The 14921-nt window shown below is 72.7% G+C and carries 15 protein-coding genes; 8 read left to right on the forward strand and 7 right to left on the reverse strand.

Annotated elements, in window-relative coordinates:
* Positions 1-110 precede the first annotated feature (110 nt).
* Positions 111-503 (reverse strand): VOC family protein, encoded by a 393-nt coding sequence (locus tag ABEA34_RS02930; RefSeq protein WP_345519067.1) that lies wholly within the window; start codon positions 501-503, stop codon positions 111-113.
* Positions 504-534: 31 nt separating this feature from the next.
* On the opposite strand from ABEA34_RS02930, the gene ABEA34_RS02935 reads away from it, so the two are divergent.
* Genes ABEA34_RS02935 through ABEA34_RS02955 form a run of 5 tightly spaced genes read left to right on the forward strand, consistent with a single transcriptional unit; the run spans position 535 to position 4823 of the window.
* A complete protein-coding gene (locus ABEA34_RS02935) occupies positions 535-1347 on the forward strand; it encodes a purine-nucleoside phosphorylase (protein WP_345519069.1) in 813 nt (270 codons plus the stop codon).
* 1 nt (position 1348) lies between these two features.
* The gene (locus ABEA34_RS02940; RefSeq protein WP_345519071.1) at positions 1349-2011 is read left to right on the forward strand and encodes a TetR/AcrR family transcriptional regulator; all 663 of its coding nucleotides are present in this window, start codon (positions 1349-1351) and stop codon (positions 2009-2011) included.
* 34 nt (positions 2012-2045) lie between these two features.
* Positions 2046-3080, forward strand: coding sequence for a quinone oxidoreductase family protein (locus ABEA34_RS02945; protein WP_345519073.1), 1035 nt, complete (start codon positions 2046-2048; stop codon positions 3078-3080).
* The gene (locus ABEA34_RS02950) at positions 3077-4240 is read left to right on the forward strand and encodes a sulfotransferase family protein (RefSeq protein ID WP_345519075.1); all 1164 of its coding nucleotides are present in this window, start codon (positions 3077-3079) and stop codon (positions 4238-4240) included. The genes ABEA34_RS02945 and ABEA34_RS02950 overlap by 4 nt, the downstream gene beginning before the upstream one ends.
* 10 nt (positions 4241-4250) lie before the next feature.
* Positions 4251-4823 carry a TetR/AcrR family transcriptional regulator gene (locus ABEA34_RS02955; RefSeq protein ID WP_345519077.1) on the forward strand — a complete coding sequence of 191 codons (573 nt, stop codon included), beginning with the start codon at positions 4251-4253 and terminating at the stop codon, positions 4821-4823.
* Between the two features lie 4 nt (positions 4824-4827).
* Here the strand turns inward: ABEA34_RS02955 and ABEA34_RS02960 are convergent, their stop codons facing one another.
* From ABEA34_RS02960 to ABEA34_RS02985, 6 genes are read right to left on the reverse strand one after another with little or no spacing between them, the layout of a single operon-like run.
* Entirely contained in the window at positions 4828-6831 is a 2004-nt protein-coding gene (locus ABEA34_RS02960) for an Ig-like domain-containing protein (RefSeq protein WP_345519080.1), read from the reverse strand.
* A gap of 32 nt (positions 6832-6863) precedes the next feature.
* A complete protein-coding gene (locus tag ABEA34_RS02965) occupies positions 6864-8123 on the reverse strand; it encodes a hypothetical protein (RefSeq protein WP_345519082.1) in 1260 nt (419 codons plus the stop codon).
* Positions 8113-9207 carry a hypothetical protein gene (locus ABEA34_RS02970; protein WP_345519084.1) on the reverse strand — a complete coding sequence of 365 codons (1095 nt, stop codon included), beginning with the start codon at positions 9205-9207 and terminating at the stop codon, positions 8113-8115. Before ABEA34_RS02970 ends, ABEA34_RS02965 begins: the two co-directional genes overlap by 11 nt.
* Positions 9180-9998 (reverse strand): heme ABC transporter ATP-binding protein, encoded by an 819-nt coding sequence (locus tag ABEA34_RS02975; RefSeq protein ID WP_345519086.1) that lies wholly within the window; start codon positions 9996-9998, stop codon positions 9180-9182. Before ABEA34_RS02975 ends, ABEA34_RS02970 begins: the two co-directional genes overlap by 28 nt.
* A complete protein-coding gene (locus ABEA34_RS02980; protein ID WP_345519088.1) occupies positions 9995-11071 on the reverse strand; it encodes a FecCD family ABC transporter permease in 1077 nt (358 codons plus the stop codon). The genes ABEA34_RS02975 and ABEA34_RS02980 overlap by 4 nt, the downstream gene beginning before the upstream one ends.
* Positions 11068-12186, reverse strand: a complete 1119-nt coding sequence (locus ABEA34_RS02985) for a heme/hemin ABC transporter substrate-binding protein (RefSeq protein WP_345519089.1) — start codon at positions 12184-12186, stop codon at positions 11068-11070. Before ABEA34_RS02985 ends, ABEA34_RS02980 begins: the two co-directional genes overlap by 4 nt.
* 119 nt (positions 12187-12305) lie before the next feature.
* On the opposite strand from ABEA34_RS02985, the gene ABEA34_RS02990 reads away from it, so the two are divergent.
* Genes ABEA34_RS02990 through ABEA34_RS03000 form a run of 3 tightly spaced genes read left to right on the forward strand, consistent with a single transcriptional unit; the run spans position 12306 to position 14414 of the window.
* Complete coding sequence (locus tag ABEA34_RS02990) at positions 12306-12968, forward strand: biliverdin-producing heme oxygenase (RefSeq protein ID WP_345519091.1); 663 nt, start codon at positions 12306-12308, stop codon at positions 12966-12968.
* A 40-nt stretch (positions 12969-13008) separates the two neighbouring features.
* Positions 13009-13401, forward strand: coding sequence for a MerR family transcriptional regulator (locus tag ABEA34_RS02995; RefSeq protein ID WP_345519093.1), 393 nt, complete (start codon positions 13009-13011; stop codon positions 13399-13401).
* A gap of 8 nt (positions 13402-13409) precedes the next feature.
* Positions 13410-14414, forward strand: coding sequence for an aldo/keto reductase (locus ABEA34_RS03000; protein ID WP_345519095.1), 1005 nt, complete (start codon positions 13410-13412; stop codon positions 14412-14414).
* The last annotated feature ends 507 nt before the right edge of the window (positions 14415-14921 follow it).

Below are 14921 nucleotides of genomic sequence, written 5' to 3' on the forward strand. Positions count from 1 at the left end.
ATCGCTTCTGTGGATAACCGGACAGGGACTTCTGACGCTGGTCGGGGTTTGCAACGGCCGTCAAGCGCACGAATCCCCGGTCGACCGGGGATTCATGCCGGCGGTCGCCCCTACCCGGGCGCCACCGTGTGACAGACAGCCTCGACGTTGTTGCCGTCGGGGTCGCGAACGAAGGCGCCGAAGTAGTGGTCGTGGTACTCGGGCCAGTGGCGGGGCTCGTGGAGCACCTCCGCACCCACCGACACGGCGGCGTCGAAGAAGGCGCGTACGGCGTCCGCCGACTCGGCGACGAAGGCGATGTGGACCTCGCGGTTGGGGCCGGACGACGGGCCGGAGCCGTCGGGCTGGGTGCTGATCCAGAAGTCGGGGTGGCCGGGGGTGCCGTAGCCGAGGGCGACCCCGAAGTCCATGACCCGCTCGAAGCCGAGGACCCCGAGGGCCTTGTCGTAGAACGCAGCTGCCGCCGGCAGGTCGGCGCAGTTGATGCCGAAGTGGTCGATCATCGCTCCATCGTGCCCGACTAGAGTCGTGCGGGTGAGTCATGCTGCCGTCCAAAATTCCCCGTACGAGCACGCCGCCCACGCCGCTGAGCGGCTGGCCGAGCTGACCGGCATCGAGCGGCACGACGTCGCCCTGGTCCTCGGCTCGGGCTGGCTGCCCGCCGTCGACGCGCTGGGCGAGGCGACCGCCGAGATCAGCACCACCGACCTGCCCGGCTTCAGCGCCGCCGCGGTCGCCGGGCACTCCGGCAGGATCCGCTCGGTCCGCGCGGGCGACAAGCAGCTCCTCGTCTTCCTCAGCCGCACCCACTACTACGAGGGCAAGGGCGTCGCTGCGGTCGTCCACGGAGTGCGTACGGCGGCCCGCGCCGGCTGTCGCGCGATCGTGCTGACCAACGGGTGCGGTGGTCTCAAGGAGAGCTGGACGCCGGGTACGCCGGTCCTCATCTCCGACCACATCAACCTCACCGGCAAGAGCCCGATCGAGGGCGCCAACTTCGTCGACCTCACCGACCTCTACAGCTCCCGGCTGCGGACGATGTGCCGCGAGGTCGACCCGAGCCTCGACGAGGGCGTCTACGTCCAGTTCCCCGGGCCGCACTACGAGACCCCCGCCGAGGTGCGGATGGCCGGCATCCTCGGCGGCCACCTCGTCGGCATGAGCACGACGCTCGAGGCGATCGCCGCCCGCGAGGCCGGCATGGAGGTGCTCGGGATCAGCCTGGTCACCAACCTCGCAGCCGGCATCAGCGACCAGCCGCTCAACCACGCCGAGGTCCTCGAGGCCGGCCGGGAGGCCGCGTCGCGCATGGGCGACCTGTTGGGCCGCATCGTCCCCCGGATCTGAGGTGGCCGCCGCCGACCGGACGCGCCTCCGCCTCGTCGAGGCGGCGACCGAGGTGCTCGCCGAGGACGGGGTGTTCGCCGCCTCGCTCGTCGAGATCACCCGCCGGGCGGGACAGCGCAACCGCGGCGCGGTCCACTACCACTTCGGCACCCGCGAGCAGCTGCTCGTCGCCGTGCTGCACCAGCACGCACCCTTCCTCGCCGCCCGCGAGGGCGAGCTCCTCGCCGCAGCGCGGGAGACACCCTCCGACGACCTCGCCTCGGTCCTCGAGGCGATCGTCCGACCCGCGGTCGAGCTCGCCGAGACCGGCCCGTCGGGCCGCCAGTACCTCGTCATCGTCGGCCAGCTCGTCGAGGAGTTCGACCGCCTCGACGAGGCGGTCGCCGCGGAGCTCACCGCCACCGGTGGGTACGACGTCTACGCGCTGCTCGCCGAGAGGATGCCGCCCCTCGACGAGGCCCTTCACAACGAGCGCCTCGCCCTGATCACGGGCTTCATCCTCCGCTCGGTCGCCGACCGCGCCCGCGCCGTCGAGCGCACACTGGTCGAAGGAGGGGTGGCCGGCCGCGCCCAGCTCCCGACGGAGCGCTTCGTGCGCAACCTGGTGACCATGGCCGCCGGGATGGCAGTCGCCCCACCCATTGACGTTAATACGCCCTCTTAGTACGGTCCCCTCATCACCGAGTGATGGGGGTCACATGAGGGCAGTACGCGTGGTCCGCCACGGCGAGCCGAGCACGGCCATCGAGGTGCAGGACGACGTCGAGGTCCCGGAGCCGGGACCCGGCCAGGTCCGGGTGACGGTCGCGGCCGCCTCGCTCAACTTCGGCGACATCGCCCGCTGCCGCGGTGGCGTGGCCGCGGTGATGGCGCAGCCGCCGTTCACCCTCGGCATGGACCTCGCCGGCGTCGTCGAGGCGGCCGGCGACGGAGCCGAGGAGTGGGTGGGCCGCAGGGTCGTCGGCATCTCGCCCCAATCGCTCGGCGGTCTCGCCGAGCGCGCGCTCGCCGGCAGCTTCTTCGAGGCCCCGCCCGAGCTGGACGACGCGGAGGCGGCGGCGTTCACGCTGCCCTTCCACATCTCCTACCTCGCCCTCCACGAGCGCGCCGCACTCCAGCCGGGCGAGACCGTCGTCGTGCGCGGCGGCGCCAGCGCGGTCGGTACGGCGGCGATCCAGCTCGCCGTCGCGGCCGGCGCGCGGGTCCTGGCGATCGCCGGCGGACCGGACAAGGCGCAGCTGTGCCGCGACCTCGGCGCCGAGGTCGCGATCGACCACACCTCCGAGGACGTCTTCGACGCGGTCATGGACGCCACCGGCGACCGCGGGGCCGAGGTGATCTTCGACCCGATCGGTGGCGAGCAGACCGAGACGATGTGGACCTGCGGCGCGCTCGGCGGCCGCTACCTCGCGATCGGCTTCAACGACGACCCCGAGTCCGGTCTCACCGGCCGGCCGCTGCGCAAGCTGTCGATGGCCAACATGTCGGCGCTCGGGGTCCTCCTCGCCTACCTCGACACCCCCCGCGACTTCCGCCGCTTCGGGATCAACGCCTTCTCCCCCGCGACCGGCCAGCGGGTCCACGCGGCCCTGCTCGACCTGGTCGCGGCGGGCAGCATCCGGCCGGTGATCGGGCGCCGGATCGGCCTCGACGACGTCGCGGCCGCCCTCGAGGACCACGCGGCCCGTCGTACGTCGGGCCGCACCGTCGTGCAGATCGGAGCACCCTCATGAACCCCGACGACCTCCAGGCCCAGGCCACCGAGCAGACCGGGCTCGACGACTTCGGCGACCCGAGCTACCGCGAGGGCCTCGAGCGCTACTGTGCCGCCCTCGTCGACGAGGCCCAGCTCAACGACCTCGGCAACGTCGCGCTGCCGCCGTCGCTCGTCGCCGCGCTCACCAACCGGCTCAAGGTCGTCGACCACGCCAAGCAGCACCCCGAGGTCACCGAGGAGCGGATCGAGGCGCCGGCCATCGTGATCGGCATGTTCCGGGCCGGCACCACCTTCCTGTCCAACCTCCTCGACCTCGACCCCTCCAACCGCGCGCTGCTGGGCTGGGAGTCGCTCGACTCCGTGCCGCCGCCGCAGCCCGGCGAGCGCAAGACCGGTCCCCGCGTCGACGCGGCCCAGGGAGGCGTCGACATGCTCGAGATGCTCAACCCGGCGATCAGCGCGATCCACCACGAGGCGGCGTACGACCCCACCGAGTGCATCGCCGTGATGGGGCAGGCCTTCCAGAGCATCTCCTGGGAGGCGATCGCCAACGTCCCGTCGTACGGCGCCTGGTGGCGCGCCGGCGACAACCGCGGCGCCTACGACTACCACCGGCTCGTGCTGCAGACACTGCAGAGCGCCGGCGTCCGCGGCCGCTGGACGCTGAAGAGCCCCCACCACGCGCTCGCCCTCGACGCCCTCGTCGACACCTACCCCGACGCCCGCCTGGTGCTGCTGCACCGCGACCCGGTGACCCTGACCGGTTCCGTCTGCAGCCTCATCAACGTCATGTCGAGCACGTTCTCCGACGCCGACCACCGCTCCTACATCGCGTCGCACTGGAGCGACACGCTCGAGGAGTCGATCGACCGGATCGAGGACTTCCGCGCCCGCCGCCCCGAGCACCCCATCCTCGACGTCCGGTACGCCGACCTGGCCCGTGACCCGGTCGCCACTGTGCGCGGGATCTACGACAGCCTCGACCTCGAGGCCGGAGCCGGCGCGTTCGAGGCGATGAGCGCGCACCTCACGGCCCATCCGCGGGGCGAGTTCGGCGGGCACCAGTACGACGTGGCCGAGTTCGGCCTGGCCGAGGCCGCGATCCGGGAGCGGTTCGCGGCGTACGTCGAGCGCTACGACGTCGAGCCCGAGCACCTGGCGGCACCGGCGGGCTAACCTCGGCCTCGTGCCCCGCATCTCCGGCGAAACCCTGCAGCAGCACCGTGAGCAGCTGCAGCGACGCGTCTTCGAGGCCTTCGCCGACCTGATGGCCGAGCGCAGCTTCGACGCGATCACGATGGCGGCGATCGCCGAGCGCGCCGACGTGGGCCGCACCGCGATCTACCACCACTTCCCCGACAAGGAGTCGGTCGTGGTGGCCTTCGCCTCGCACGAGACCGAGGAGTACCTGCACCGCCTCCGCGACGTGCTGGCCGGGTCCGAGGAGCCGCCCGAGCGACTGCGGCTCTACCTCCGCTACCACCTCGCCGAGGGCGAGCGCTTCCACATGGGCCTCGGCCCGCAGCTGTACGGCGTGCTCGGACCCGACTCGCGCCAGGCGATCCGCCAGCACGTGGTGGCCGTCGAGGACGTGCTGCGCGGCATCCTCGAGTCCGGGATCGAGGACGGGTCGTTCCGCATCGAGGACCTCGACACCACGATGTCCCTCATCCACGCGTGCCTGAACCCGCGGCACCTCCCCGCAGCCACGATCGAGTCGTTCGTGCTGCGGGGGGTCGGTGCCGCGGGTCCAGGGTGAGGCGCTACTTCTTCTTCGGCTTGGCCACCTTGTAGGTCGCCTTGCCGGCCGATGCCTTGTGGTTGGCGTCGCCGGCGTACGTCGCCGTCACGGTGAACGAGCCACCCTTGGGCGCCTTCGCCACGCTGACGACGACCTTGCCCCGCGCATTGACCTTGACGGCCTTCTTCACCGTCTTGCCGCCGCCCTTGATGACGACCGTGACCTTGCTGCCGGCGGTGGCACCGGAGACGGTGACCGTCGCCTTGCCCGCCTTCTTGGCCGTCGGCTTCGGCGCGACCTTAACGACGGTCCTGCTCGACGCCTTCGCGACCGAGAACGCCTTGGTCGCCTCGGACCCGGCGACGTCGGCGTTGCCGCCGTACGCGAAGGTCGCGGTGTAGGAGCCCGCCGCGAGCGAGGCCGGGACCGTGAAGCCGGCGGTGCCCGCCTCCGTCAGGGTCTTGCTCTGCGTCGCGCCCAGACCGGTCAGGGTCACCGTGCCCGCACCGGGCACGGCCGCCGTGACGACGGCGGTCCTGCCGTACGTCGTGCTCGCGGCCCCGCCCGTGCTGACGGCGCTGGTCGCCTTGGTGACCGTCGCCGACGTCCCACCGGTCGAGGACCAGTAGCCCGCGGAGCCGGCGTACTCGACGGTCAGCGCGGTCGTCCCGACAGGAAGGTCGGAGACGGTGACGGTCGCGTGGCCGTCGACCAGGGTGCCGTCGCCCACAGGGGTGCCAGCGTTCTTGACCGTGACGGTGCCGTCGGGGGTGCCCTCCCCGGTGACGGTCACGTCGACCGATGCGGGGGTCCCCCGCACGCTGTCGGCGGTGGTGGCGGCGACCGTGGTCGCCTCCTTGAGGTCGCTCACGTCGAGCGGGGTCTCGGTGATCTGGTCGGCGTTGCTCGGGATCGTGCCCATGCCGTGGCCCTTGCGGGTCACGATCGAGTACTGCTTCGTCGGGTCGAGCGCGGTGAGCATGGTCGGCGTGAGGAGCAGCGTCGTCTCGAACGAGCCGTCGTCCGCGATCGCCGCGGACGCGCCGGTCGCCGGGTCGGGGCTGATGTCCTCGGCGCTGTTGCTCACCCAGTTGGTCGGGCCGTCGGCCCAGACCGCACCGCCGGCGTACGCCGGGTCGCCCTCGGCGTGCTCGCGCAGGCTGACGTAGACGCCCGGGAACGTCTTCTTGAAGCCGGTGCCGTCGACCTCGATCGGGACGCCGGCCTCCGTCTCCCCGCCGACCGAAGCGGTGGTCGCGGCGACCGCGCGGTCGATCGAGAGGTTGAACGGCGCGGGGTAGCGGATCCGGCCGGAGCCGTCGACCGTGTTGGCGACCAGCGACGCGAAGGAGAACGCCGGGACGGCCGGGTCGGCCGAGGCGTCACCCTGGAGGAACGCGAGGAGCTGGCTCGACCAACGACCGCGCAGGTTGCTCCACGTGTAGGCGGTCGACGTGGCGTCGAAGTCGTAGGCGAGGGCGTCGTACGACGTGGGGTACTTGGCGTCCTCCACACCCCCCGGGGCGCCCGGATCCACCGACAGGTCGACGATCGGCAGGTCGGTGCCGACGCGCTGGGTGGTCGGCGTGGCCGTGAGACCGCCGCTGCCGTAGGTCACGTCGGCCGTGACCGTGCCGGAGCCGTCCGCCTCGACCTCGAAGCCGAGGTCGGCGATCCTGAGCCAGCCGCCGCTGTCGGTGGCCAGGAGGTAGTTCGCGCCCTGGACGCTGAGCTCGGCGCTGCCGTCCGCCGCGACCGGGCCGGCGGTGCCGCCGGCCCAGGTGGTGAGGGGGCTGCTGTACGTCGCAGGGGCCGCGAACTTGTCCGGCTGCGGCGCCATCAGGTGGTCGCGGGCGATGCCGAGCATCTGGGAGACCTCCCACGTGGCCGTGCCGGTGCCGGGGACCGGACCGGTCTGGGCGGCGTCGGCCGGGCTCGCGGGGAGGACCCCGAGCGCACCGGCAGCGAGCGCTGCGGCGGTGAGCAGGGCGAGACGGGCTGGCCGTCGTCGGATTGCGGTGGACATGGGTGTTCCTTTCTCGGGTGACGCGGCAGGCGTCACTGCTGGATGGAGCGGGTGCCGGGGCCCGAGCCACCGACGGGGAGGAGGAGCACGAGGGCGGCCGCCAGCAGGCAGCCGGAGCCGAGCCACCACGGCAGCGACGAGCTGCCGTCGTCGCCGGCGGAGGTGGAGGTCGGGGCCGCGGCGAGGGCGACCTGGCTGACGGGTGCGGGCACACCGGCGAGCGCGCCGGTGCTCGGGACCGGCGCCACCGGCGGGGCGACGACCGCAGGAGCGGCGACCGGCGCCACCGGGGCTGCCGGCGCGGTCACGGTGGCCGTGACGGTCGGCGCCGGGGTCGGCGGCTCCGTGGCGTCGTTGTGCAGCGGCGGTCTCGAGGGCTCGGCGCTCGGTGTCGGGGTCGGCACCGTGACCGGCACCGAGGCGTCGTAGCCGACGGTCATCGCCAGCGGCACCTTGAACCGGTCGGTGGAGCTGCCGCTGGAGTACCAGAACGCCGCCATCCCGAGCGCGTCCATCGCGTCGACCCACGACTGGGGGAAGGACCCGCTGAACGCGTCGCCGGTGACCTGCGGGACCGCGTCGGCGGGCAGGTCGGGCCGTACGCCGACGTACGTCGGCTCCGCCACGAACCCCGTCGCGTCGCCGAGGTCGACCGACCCGAGCTCGGCGACCGTGGCGGTGCGCGGGCTCACGGGCTCCCAGGTGCCACCGTCGCGCGACGCGGCGAACCCGCTGATGGTCGCCGTCACCGTGCCCGAGCCGTCCGCCACGTCGAGCACCGGGTCGGACAGGTAGAACATCGACTGGCCCGAGTAGTAGAGGACCGTGAGGTCGCCGGTCCAGGCGATGTGCGCGGTGCCGGCCGCGGTGTCGACCGTCCCGACCCCGCCGCCGAAGACGACGTTGTGGTTGCTGAAGGTCCCGGCCGTCGCAGATCCCAGGGCGCGCCCGTCGCTCTGGGTCGACAACCCGGCCCAGGTCGCCGGCTGCCAGGCCGTGCCGTCCCACTTCTCGATCCGGACCCCGCCCGACTCGGCGCTCCAGGCGGCGCGGTCGATCTTGGCGCCCCCGGAGTCGGCGACCTTGCCGGCGGACATGAAGTTGACCGACGTGGGGTCGTGCGCCCGGTTGTTGCTCTCGTTGTTGATGCCCCAGCGCAGGGTCGCGTCGTCGACCTCGACCGTCGTGGTCGACGGCGACGGGTCGGGGTCGTCAGCTGCGAGCGCAGGTACGGCGAGCAGTGCGGCCGCCAGGGCGGCGACGGCCGCGGCCGCGAGCCGGTCAGGCCGCACGACGCCGCCCCTTCCAGCCGCGCAGCCCCAGGCGGGCGACTGCGACGAGGAGGACCAAGGCGGCCGCGCCGGCGAACAGCCAGGCCGCGCGGGTGTCGTCGTCCTCGGCGGCCGCCGGGGTGGTGACCTCCGCGGTGGTCTCGGCCGGCTGCACCGCGAAGCTGACCGAGGGCGGCTTCGCCACGCCGTACAGGCGCAGCTCGTGGGTGCCGGCGCCGGTGTCCGCCGGCAGCGTGATGACGCCGGCGAGGCTGCCGTCGGCGCCGGCCAGGAACGGCCCGGCTCCTGCTGCTCCGTCGTCGAACACCGCGGAGACCTGGGTGCCCGCGGGCAGCCCGGTCGCGGAGAACGCGAGCACGTTGCCGGCGACCGCGGAGGCGCGGTCGACCTCGAGCGCCGCGGCACCGGCCGGCCGCGGGCCGGACCCGGTGCCGGGACCGGCCGGGGCGCTCGGGTCGGCGGTGGCGGCCGGCCCGGTCGCCACCGCGGTCGGTGCGGCGGACGGCGTGCTCGTCGCGGCGGCGCCCAGGGAGCCGACGGTGACCGGCGTGAACGTCTCGTTGTGCGCGTTCGCGACGCCGTGCGCCCCGACCGTGATGACGCCGCAGGTGACCTTGCGGCAGTCGACGGTGTGCACGTCGCCGGCGCGGTCGTAGGTCTGGAAGGTCGCACCCGGCACGACGATCCGGGTCGACCAGCCGCCCGAGGCCGACATGGTGCCGCCGTTCGCGGAGGAGGCCGTGTCGGAGCCGGGGAAGGCGACGAACCTCTGGAAGCCCTGGTTGTCCTTCGACTCGCTGTCGGGCACGTAGTAGTAGTCCTTGCCCGTGGCGCCTCCCTTGCTGGGCTGCCAGCCGGGCGACACGGTGCCGAAGAAGACGTAGATCCCGCCGTGGCCCCCCTTGATCGACTGGAAGCCGGATCCGGAGACCGTGAGCGTGGTGGCGTACGTCGGGTCGACCTTCGCCTGTCCGGCGGGGTTGGCGACGGTGACGCGGGAGTCGGCGTGAGCCGCGGACGGGAGCAGCACCGCGGCGACGACGAGCGTTGCCGCGCTCAGGCGTGCGGCCAGGGCGTGGCGCATCGGACCTCCTCGGCGTCGTCGAGCGTCCGCGACCGCACCGGCACGACGAGCAGGTGGCCGTCGTGGGTGATCACCTCGACGGGGTGCTCGTAGACCTCGGTCAGGAGCTCGGAGGTGAGCACGTCGGTGGGCGTGCCGTTGGCCCGCACCCGGCCGCCGGACAGCACGCAGACGCGGTCGGCGTACGCCGCGGCGAGCGACAGGTCGTGCAGGACGACCACGACCGCCGCGCCGGCACGGGCCGCCGCACGGGCGACGGCGAGCAGCGACTCCTGGTGCCGGATGTCGAGTGCCGCGGTCGGCTCGTCGAGCATCAGCACCGGCGTCTCCTGCGCGAGCAGCCGGGCGAACGAGGTGCGCGCCTGCTCACCACCCGACAGGGTCGGGTAGAGCCGCTCGCCGAGGTCGGCGACGTCGGCGCGCTCCATCGACTCGGCGACCACGCGGTCGTCGTCGTCCTCGCGAGCCGTCCGGTGCCACGGCGAGCGGCCCATCCGGACCACCTCGTGCACCCGGAAGCCGAACGCCAGCCCCTGCTTCTGCAGCTGGACCGCGCGGTGCCGCGCGAGCTCCCGGGCGGCGTACGACGCCAGCGGCTTGTCGTCGAGCGTGACCCGGCCGCCGGACGGCTCGACGTCGCCCGACAGCACGCCGAGGAGCGTCGTCTTACCCGCGCCGTTGGGACCGACCAGCGCGACGAGCTCGCCGCCGCGGATGTCGAGGTCGACGTCGGTGAGGATCGGGTGGCCGTCGAAGCTGACGCTGAGGCCGCGGGTGCTCATCACGGTCATGCCCAGCCGCCGGCGGTGCGGCGGGCGCGGCGGATCAGCCAGAAGAAGAACGGGCCGCCGACGAGCGCGGTGAGCATGCCGATCGGCAGGTCGGCGTACGCGACGAGGGTGCGTGCCCACAGGTCTGCCAGCACCAGCAGCACGGCGCCGCCGAGGGCGCTCGCCGGGACCAGGAGACGGTGCCCCGGACCGGCGACCATCCGGATCAGGTGCGGCACGATCAGGCCGACGAAGGAGATGATCCCGCAGAAGGCCACGGCCGCCGCGGTGAGCACGGCGACGACGACGATGGTCGACATCCGCAGCCGCTCGACGTCGACGCCGACGTGGCGGGCGGCGCGGTCGCCGAGGGCCAGCAGGTCGAGCCTGGGGGCGAGGAACATCGCCGCCGCGATGCCGACGACGGCCATCGGGAGGACGACCCCGACGTACGCCCACCGCGAGCCGTTGAGGCTGCCGAGCGTCCAGAAGACGATCTCCTCGCGGGCCTGGGTGTCGCCCAGGAACATCAGGAACGCCAGGCCGGCACTCGTCATCGCGTTGATCGCGATGCCCGTGAGCACCAGCGTCACCACCTCCGTGCGACCGCCGTCGCGGGACATCACGTAGACGAGCGTCGTCGTGACCAGGCCGCCGACGAACGCGCAGATCGCGACCGTCCAGGTGCCGGCGAAGGTGAGCTCGAAGACGATCGCGGTGGCCGCGGCGACCGCGGCGCCGGCGGAGACGCCGACGACCCCGGGCTCGGCGAGGGGGTTGCCGAAGACGCCCTGCATCAGCGCCCCGGCGGTGGCCAGGCTGGCACCGGCCAGCGCGGCCATCACGACGCGCGGGAACCGCACCTGCCACAGGGTGTTCTCGCCCTGTGGGTGGTGCGGCACGGGGCCGATGTCGAGGCCGATCTTGTGCATCAGGGAGCCGAGCACCTCGGCCGGGGGCACGTCGAGCTGCCCGTGGCCGGCCGCGAAGACCAGCGACACGAGCAGCGCGACCGTCAGCCCGCCCAGCAGGCCGACCCGGCCGGCGACCGCGCGGATGCCGGCGCGCTGGTGCTCGACGACGGCGGCTGTCACGACACGTCCTCCGGCGCGTACGTCGCGACGGCGAGCGCGTTGAGGACGCTGGCCGTGATCGGCCCGAAGCCCAGGATCTGGGAGTCCTCCATCGTGACGAACCGGCGGTGCTGGCCGGCGGGCGTCTGCGCCAGGGCCGGAAGCCGCTCGAGGAGGCCATCGACGCCACCGGCCGACTCGAGGCCGCCCGTCATCATCAGCACCAGGTCGGGCTGGGCGGCGACGAGGCCCTCGTCGGTGAGCGGCTTCATGCCGTTCCAGCCGATCTCGTGGGCGACGTCGTACCCACCGATCGCGTCGATGAGGGAGTCGGCGCCCGAGCCCTCGCCGAACATGTAGTAGATGCCGGACTGCCCTCGCACGTAGAGGAAGACCGTCCGCAGCCTGGCGCCGGAGTCGGCGGGTGCGACCTTCGCGATCTGGGCGGTGACCTCGTCGATCTGCCGCTGGGTCCGCTTCGCGAGCGCGTCGCCGGCGTCCGGTACGCCGAGCGGGTCGGCCACCTGGTGGATCAGCTCGCCGACGTTGTCGAGGCCGCGGTCGGAGTCGACGACCACGACCGGGATGCCGGCGTCGCGCATCTGCAGGACGACGTCCCACGGCCCGAGCGAGGTGTCGGTCAGGATCACGGTCGGGTCGAGCTCGAGGATCGCCTCGGCGTTGAGGTCGTGGCCGTTCTGGGTGACGAGGGGCAGCTGCTTGGCCTCGTCGAAGTCGGTGGACACGTCGCGGCCGACCAGGCGGTCGCCCAGGCCGAGCTCGAAGACGGTGCGCGAGAGCGTGCCGTAGACGTCGAGCGCGAGGACGCGGCTGGTGTCCTTGACGGTGACCTGGGTGCCCTGGGCGTCCGTGACGGTCACCGGCAGGGCGGGCTGCGGGTCCTCGGCCACCGGGTCGATCGGGGCGTCGGCGACGGCGTTGACCTCGCCGTCCCAGTCACGGACGTCCGTCAGCGGCGTCACGTCCGCCAGCGATGGCGTCGCCCGTGCCGCGACCGCGGCCGTGCTCGGCCCGTCCTCCGGCCCGGCCTTCGCCGACAGTCCGCACGAGGCGAGCGCACTCGCCACCACCAGGACCGCTGCAGCTGCAGCGGCCGTTCTCACCACCCCAGCCATGGAGGTAAGGTAACACTAAATAAGGCTTGCCTTACCTAAATGTCTGGACGGATTAGACAGTGTGTCACTAACATGCTGACAATCTGTCACCTCAGATCACCCATCCACCGGGAGCACAGATGACCGTCCTCGACCAGACCGCCGACCTCGCACTGTCGGCGGCCATGCGGGAGGGATCCCGCGCCGAGCACCAGGCGGCCGAGGACTCGTCGTTCATGTCCGAGCTCCTCGGCGGGAGGGTCAACGAGCGCGGGTACGCCGACTACCTGCTGCGCCTGCGGGTCGTCTACGCGACCATGGAGGAGATCGTCGACGCCCACCGCGACGACGCCGCCGTCGCGGCCGTGGCCGACACCGCACTGGTGCGGCTCGCCGCCATCGACGCCGACCTCGACCACTGGGTGACCGACGGCGACCGCTCCGTCGACTCCCCTGCTGCCGCGGCGTACCGCCAGCGGCTGCTCGACGCGGCGGCCGAGTGGCCGGCGCTGCTCGTCGCGCACCACTACACCCGCTACCTGGGCGACCTGTCGGGCGGCCAGGCGATCGGCCGCATCCTCGACCGCACCTTCGAGCTGGACGGCGCCGGCATCGCGTTCTACGCCTTCCCCGAGATCCCGAAGCCGAAGGTCTACAAGGACGGCTACCGCGCCCGCCTCGACGCCCTCGGCCTGGACGCCGGGCAGCAGGAGCGGGTCGTGACCGAGGTCAGGACGGCGTTCCAGCTCAACCAGGCGCTCTTCGCCGAGCTCGGCCGGCACCTCCCGTCGTACGCCCGCTGAGGGCTTGACCTGGAGTGCACTCCAGGGGCGACACTGAGGCGTGACCTACTCGATCGCCGAGGCCGCCGACCGGACCGACCTGACGCCGGACACCCTGCGCTACTACGAGCGCGACGGGCTCATGCTGCGCCCGGTCGGACGCTCCGCGACCGGTCACCGCCGCTACACCGATGGCGACCTCGGGTGGATCGGTCTGCTCAACTGCCTGCGCGGGACCGGCATGCCGATCCGCGACGTACGCCGCTACGCCGAGCTGGTCCGCCAGGGCGAGGGCACCGAGCAGGCGCGCCTCGACCTGCTCCAGGCCCACCGGATGCAGGTGCTCGCGCAGCTCGCCGAGGTGCAGGAGCACCTCGGCGCGATCGACCGCAAGATCGGCATCTACTCCGCCACCCTCGAGGGCCTTGACCTGGAGCGCACTCCAAGCGCTTGAGTGGTGGCATGACGATCACCAAGCGCACCCTCGGCACCACCTCCCCGCTCGACGTCTCCGAGCTCGGCCTCGGCTGCATGGGCATGTCGGAGTTCTACGGGAGCCCCGACGAGGCGTCCGGCCTCGACACCATCCACCGCGCCCTCGACCTCGGCGTGACCTTCCTCGACACCGCCGACATGTACGGCCCGTTCACCAACGAGCAGCTGGTCGGCAAGGCGATCGCCGGCCGTCGCGACGAGGTCCAGCTCGCGACCAAGTTCGGCAACGAGCGGCTCCCCGACGGCACCCGGGTCGGCATCAACGGGTCGCCCGAGTACGTGCGGTCGGCGTGTGACGCCTCGCTGCAGCGGCTCGGCGTCGACCACATCGACCTCTACTACCAGCACCGCGTCGACCAGACGGTCCCGATCGAGGAGACCGTCGGCGCCATGGCCGAGCTGGTCGCGGCCGGCAAGGTCCGCCACCTCGGGCTGTCCGAGGCCTCGGCCGCGACGATCCGCCGCGCGCACGCCACGCACCCGATCACCGCGCTGCAGACGGAGTACTCGCTCTTCACGCGGGACCTCGAGGACGAGATCCTCCCCGTCCTCCGCGAGCTCGGCATCGGCCTGGTCCCCTACTCCCCGCTCGGCCGCGGCATCCTCACCGGCGCCATCACGTCCGAGTCGGCGCTGGAGGAGGGCGACTCGCGCCGCTCGGCGTACTTCCCCCGCCTCAACGGCGAGGGCCTCCGCGCCAACCTCCAGCTCGTCGACCGGGTCCGCGCGATCGCGGACTCGAAGGGCTGCACCCCCGGCCAGCTGGCCCTCGCCTGGGTCCTCGCCCAGGGCGACGACGAGCTCGGCGTCGCGCCGATCCCCGGCACCAAGCGGGTCAAGTACCTCGAGGAGAACGTCGGCGCCGTGGACGTGGAGCTCAGGTACGACGACCTGGCTGCGCTCGACGAGGCCGTCCCGCGCGACGCCGTCGTCGGCGACCGGTACGGCGACCTGAGCTCCATCGACAGCTGAGCTGCTGCCTGTCGGCTGCGGGTCCGTTCGGGTCGGTCGCCGATAGGCAGCTACGCGGGTACGGGGGTCTCGGGTCGGCGCTCGCGTCCGGCTTTGCGGTGGTCGAGCAGCGAGCGCCAGCGAGCGTCGTCGAGACCCCCGCAGCGGAGGCGGGGCGATGTGCGCTGGCTGCGGGTCCGCACGGGTTGGTCGCCGATAGGCAGCTACGCCGGGTACGGCGCGCGGCGGGTTGCGGTCGTCGCCCGGCTTTGCGGCGTCCTCGGTGGTCGAGCAGCGAGCGCCAGCGAGCGTCGTCGAGACCCCCGCAGCGTAGGCAGGGCGATGGGTGCGGCCTGCGGGTCCGCGCGGCTTGGCCGCCGATAGGCAATGACGGCGGGTACGGCGCGCTCGGGTCGCCGCCGCCTCCCGGCTTTACGGCTTTACGGTGGTTGAGGAGGGCCTCCGGGCCTGTCTCGAAACCACCCCACCGACACCCACCGGCACCGCAGAAAAAGGTCGCGAAGAATC

The organism is Nocardioides conyzicola, from assembly GCF_039543825.1.
GTDB lineage: Bacteria > Actinomycetota > Actinomycetes > Propionibacteriales > Nocardioidaceae > Nocardioides > Nocardioides conyzicola.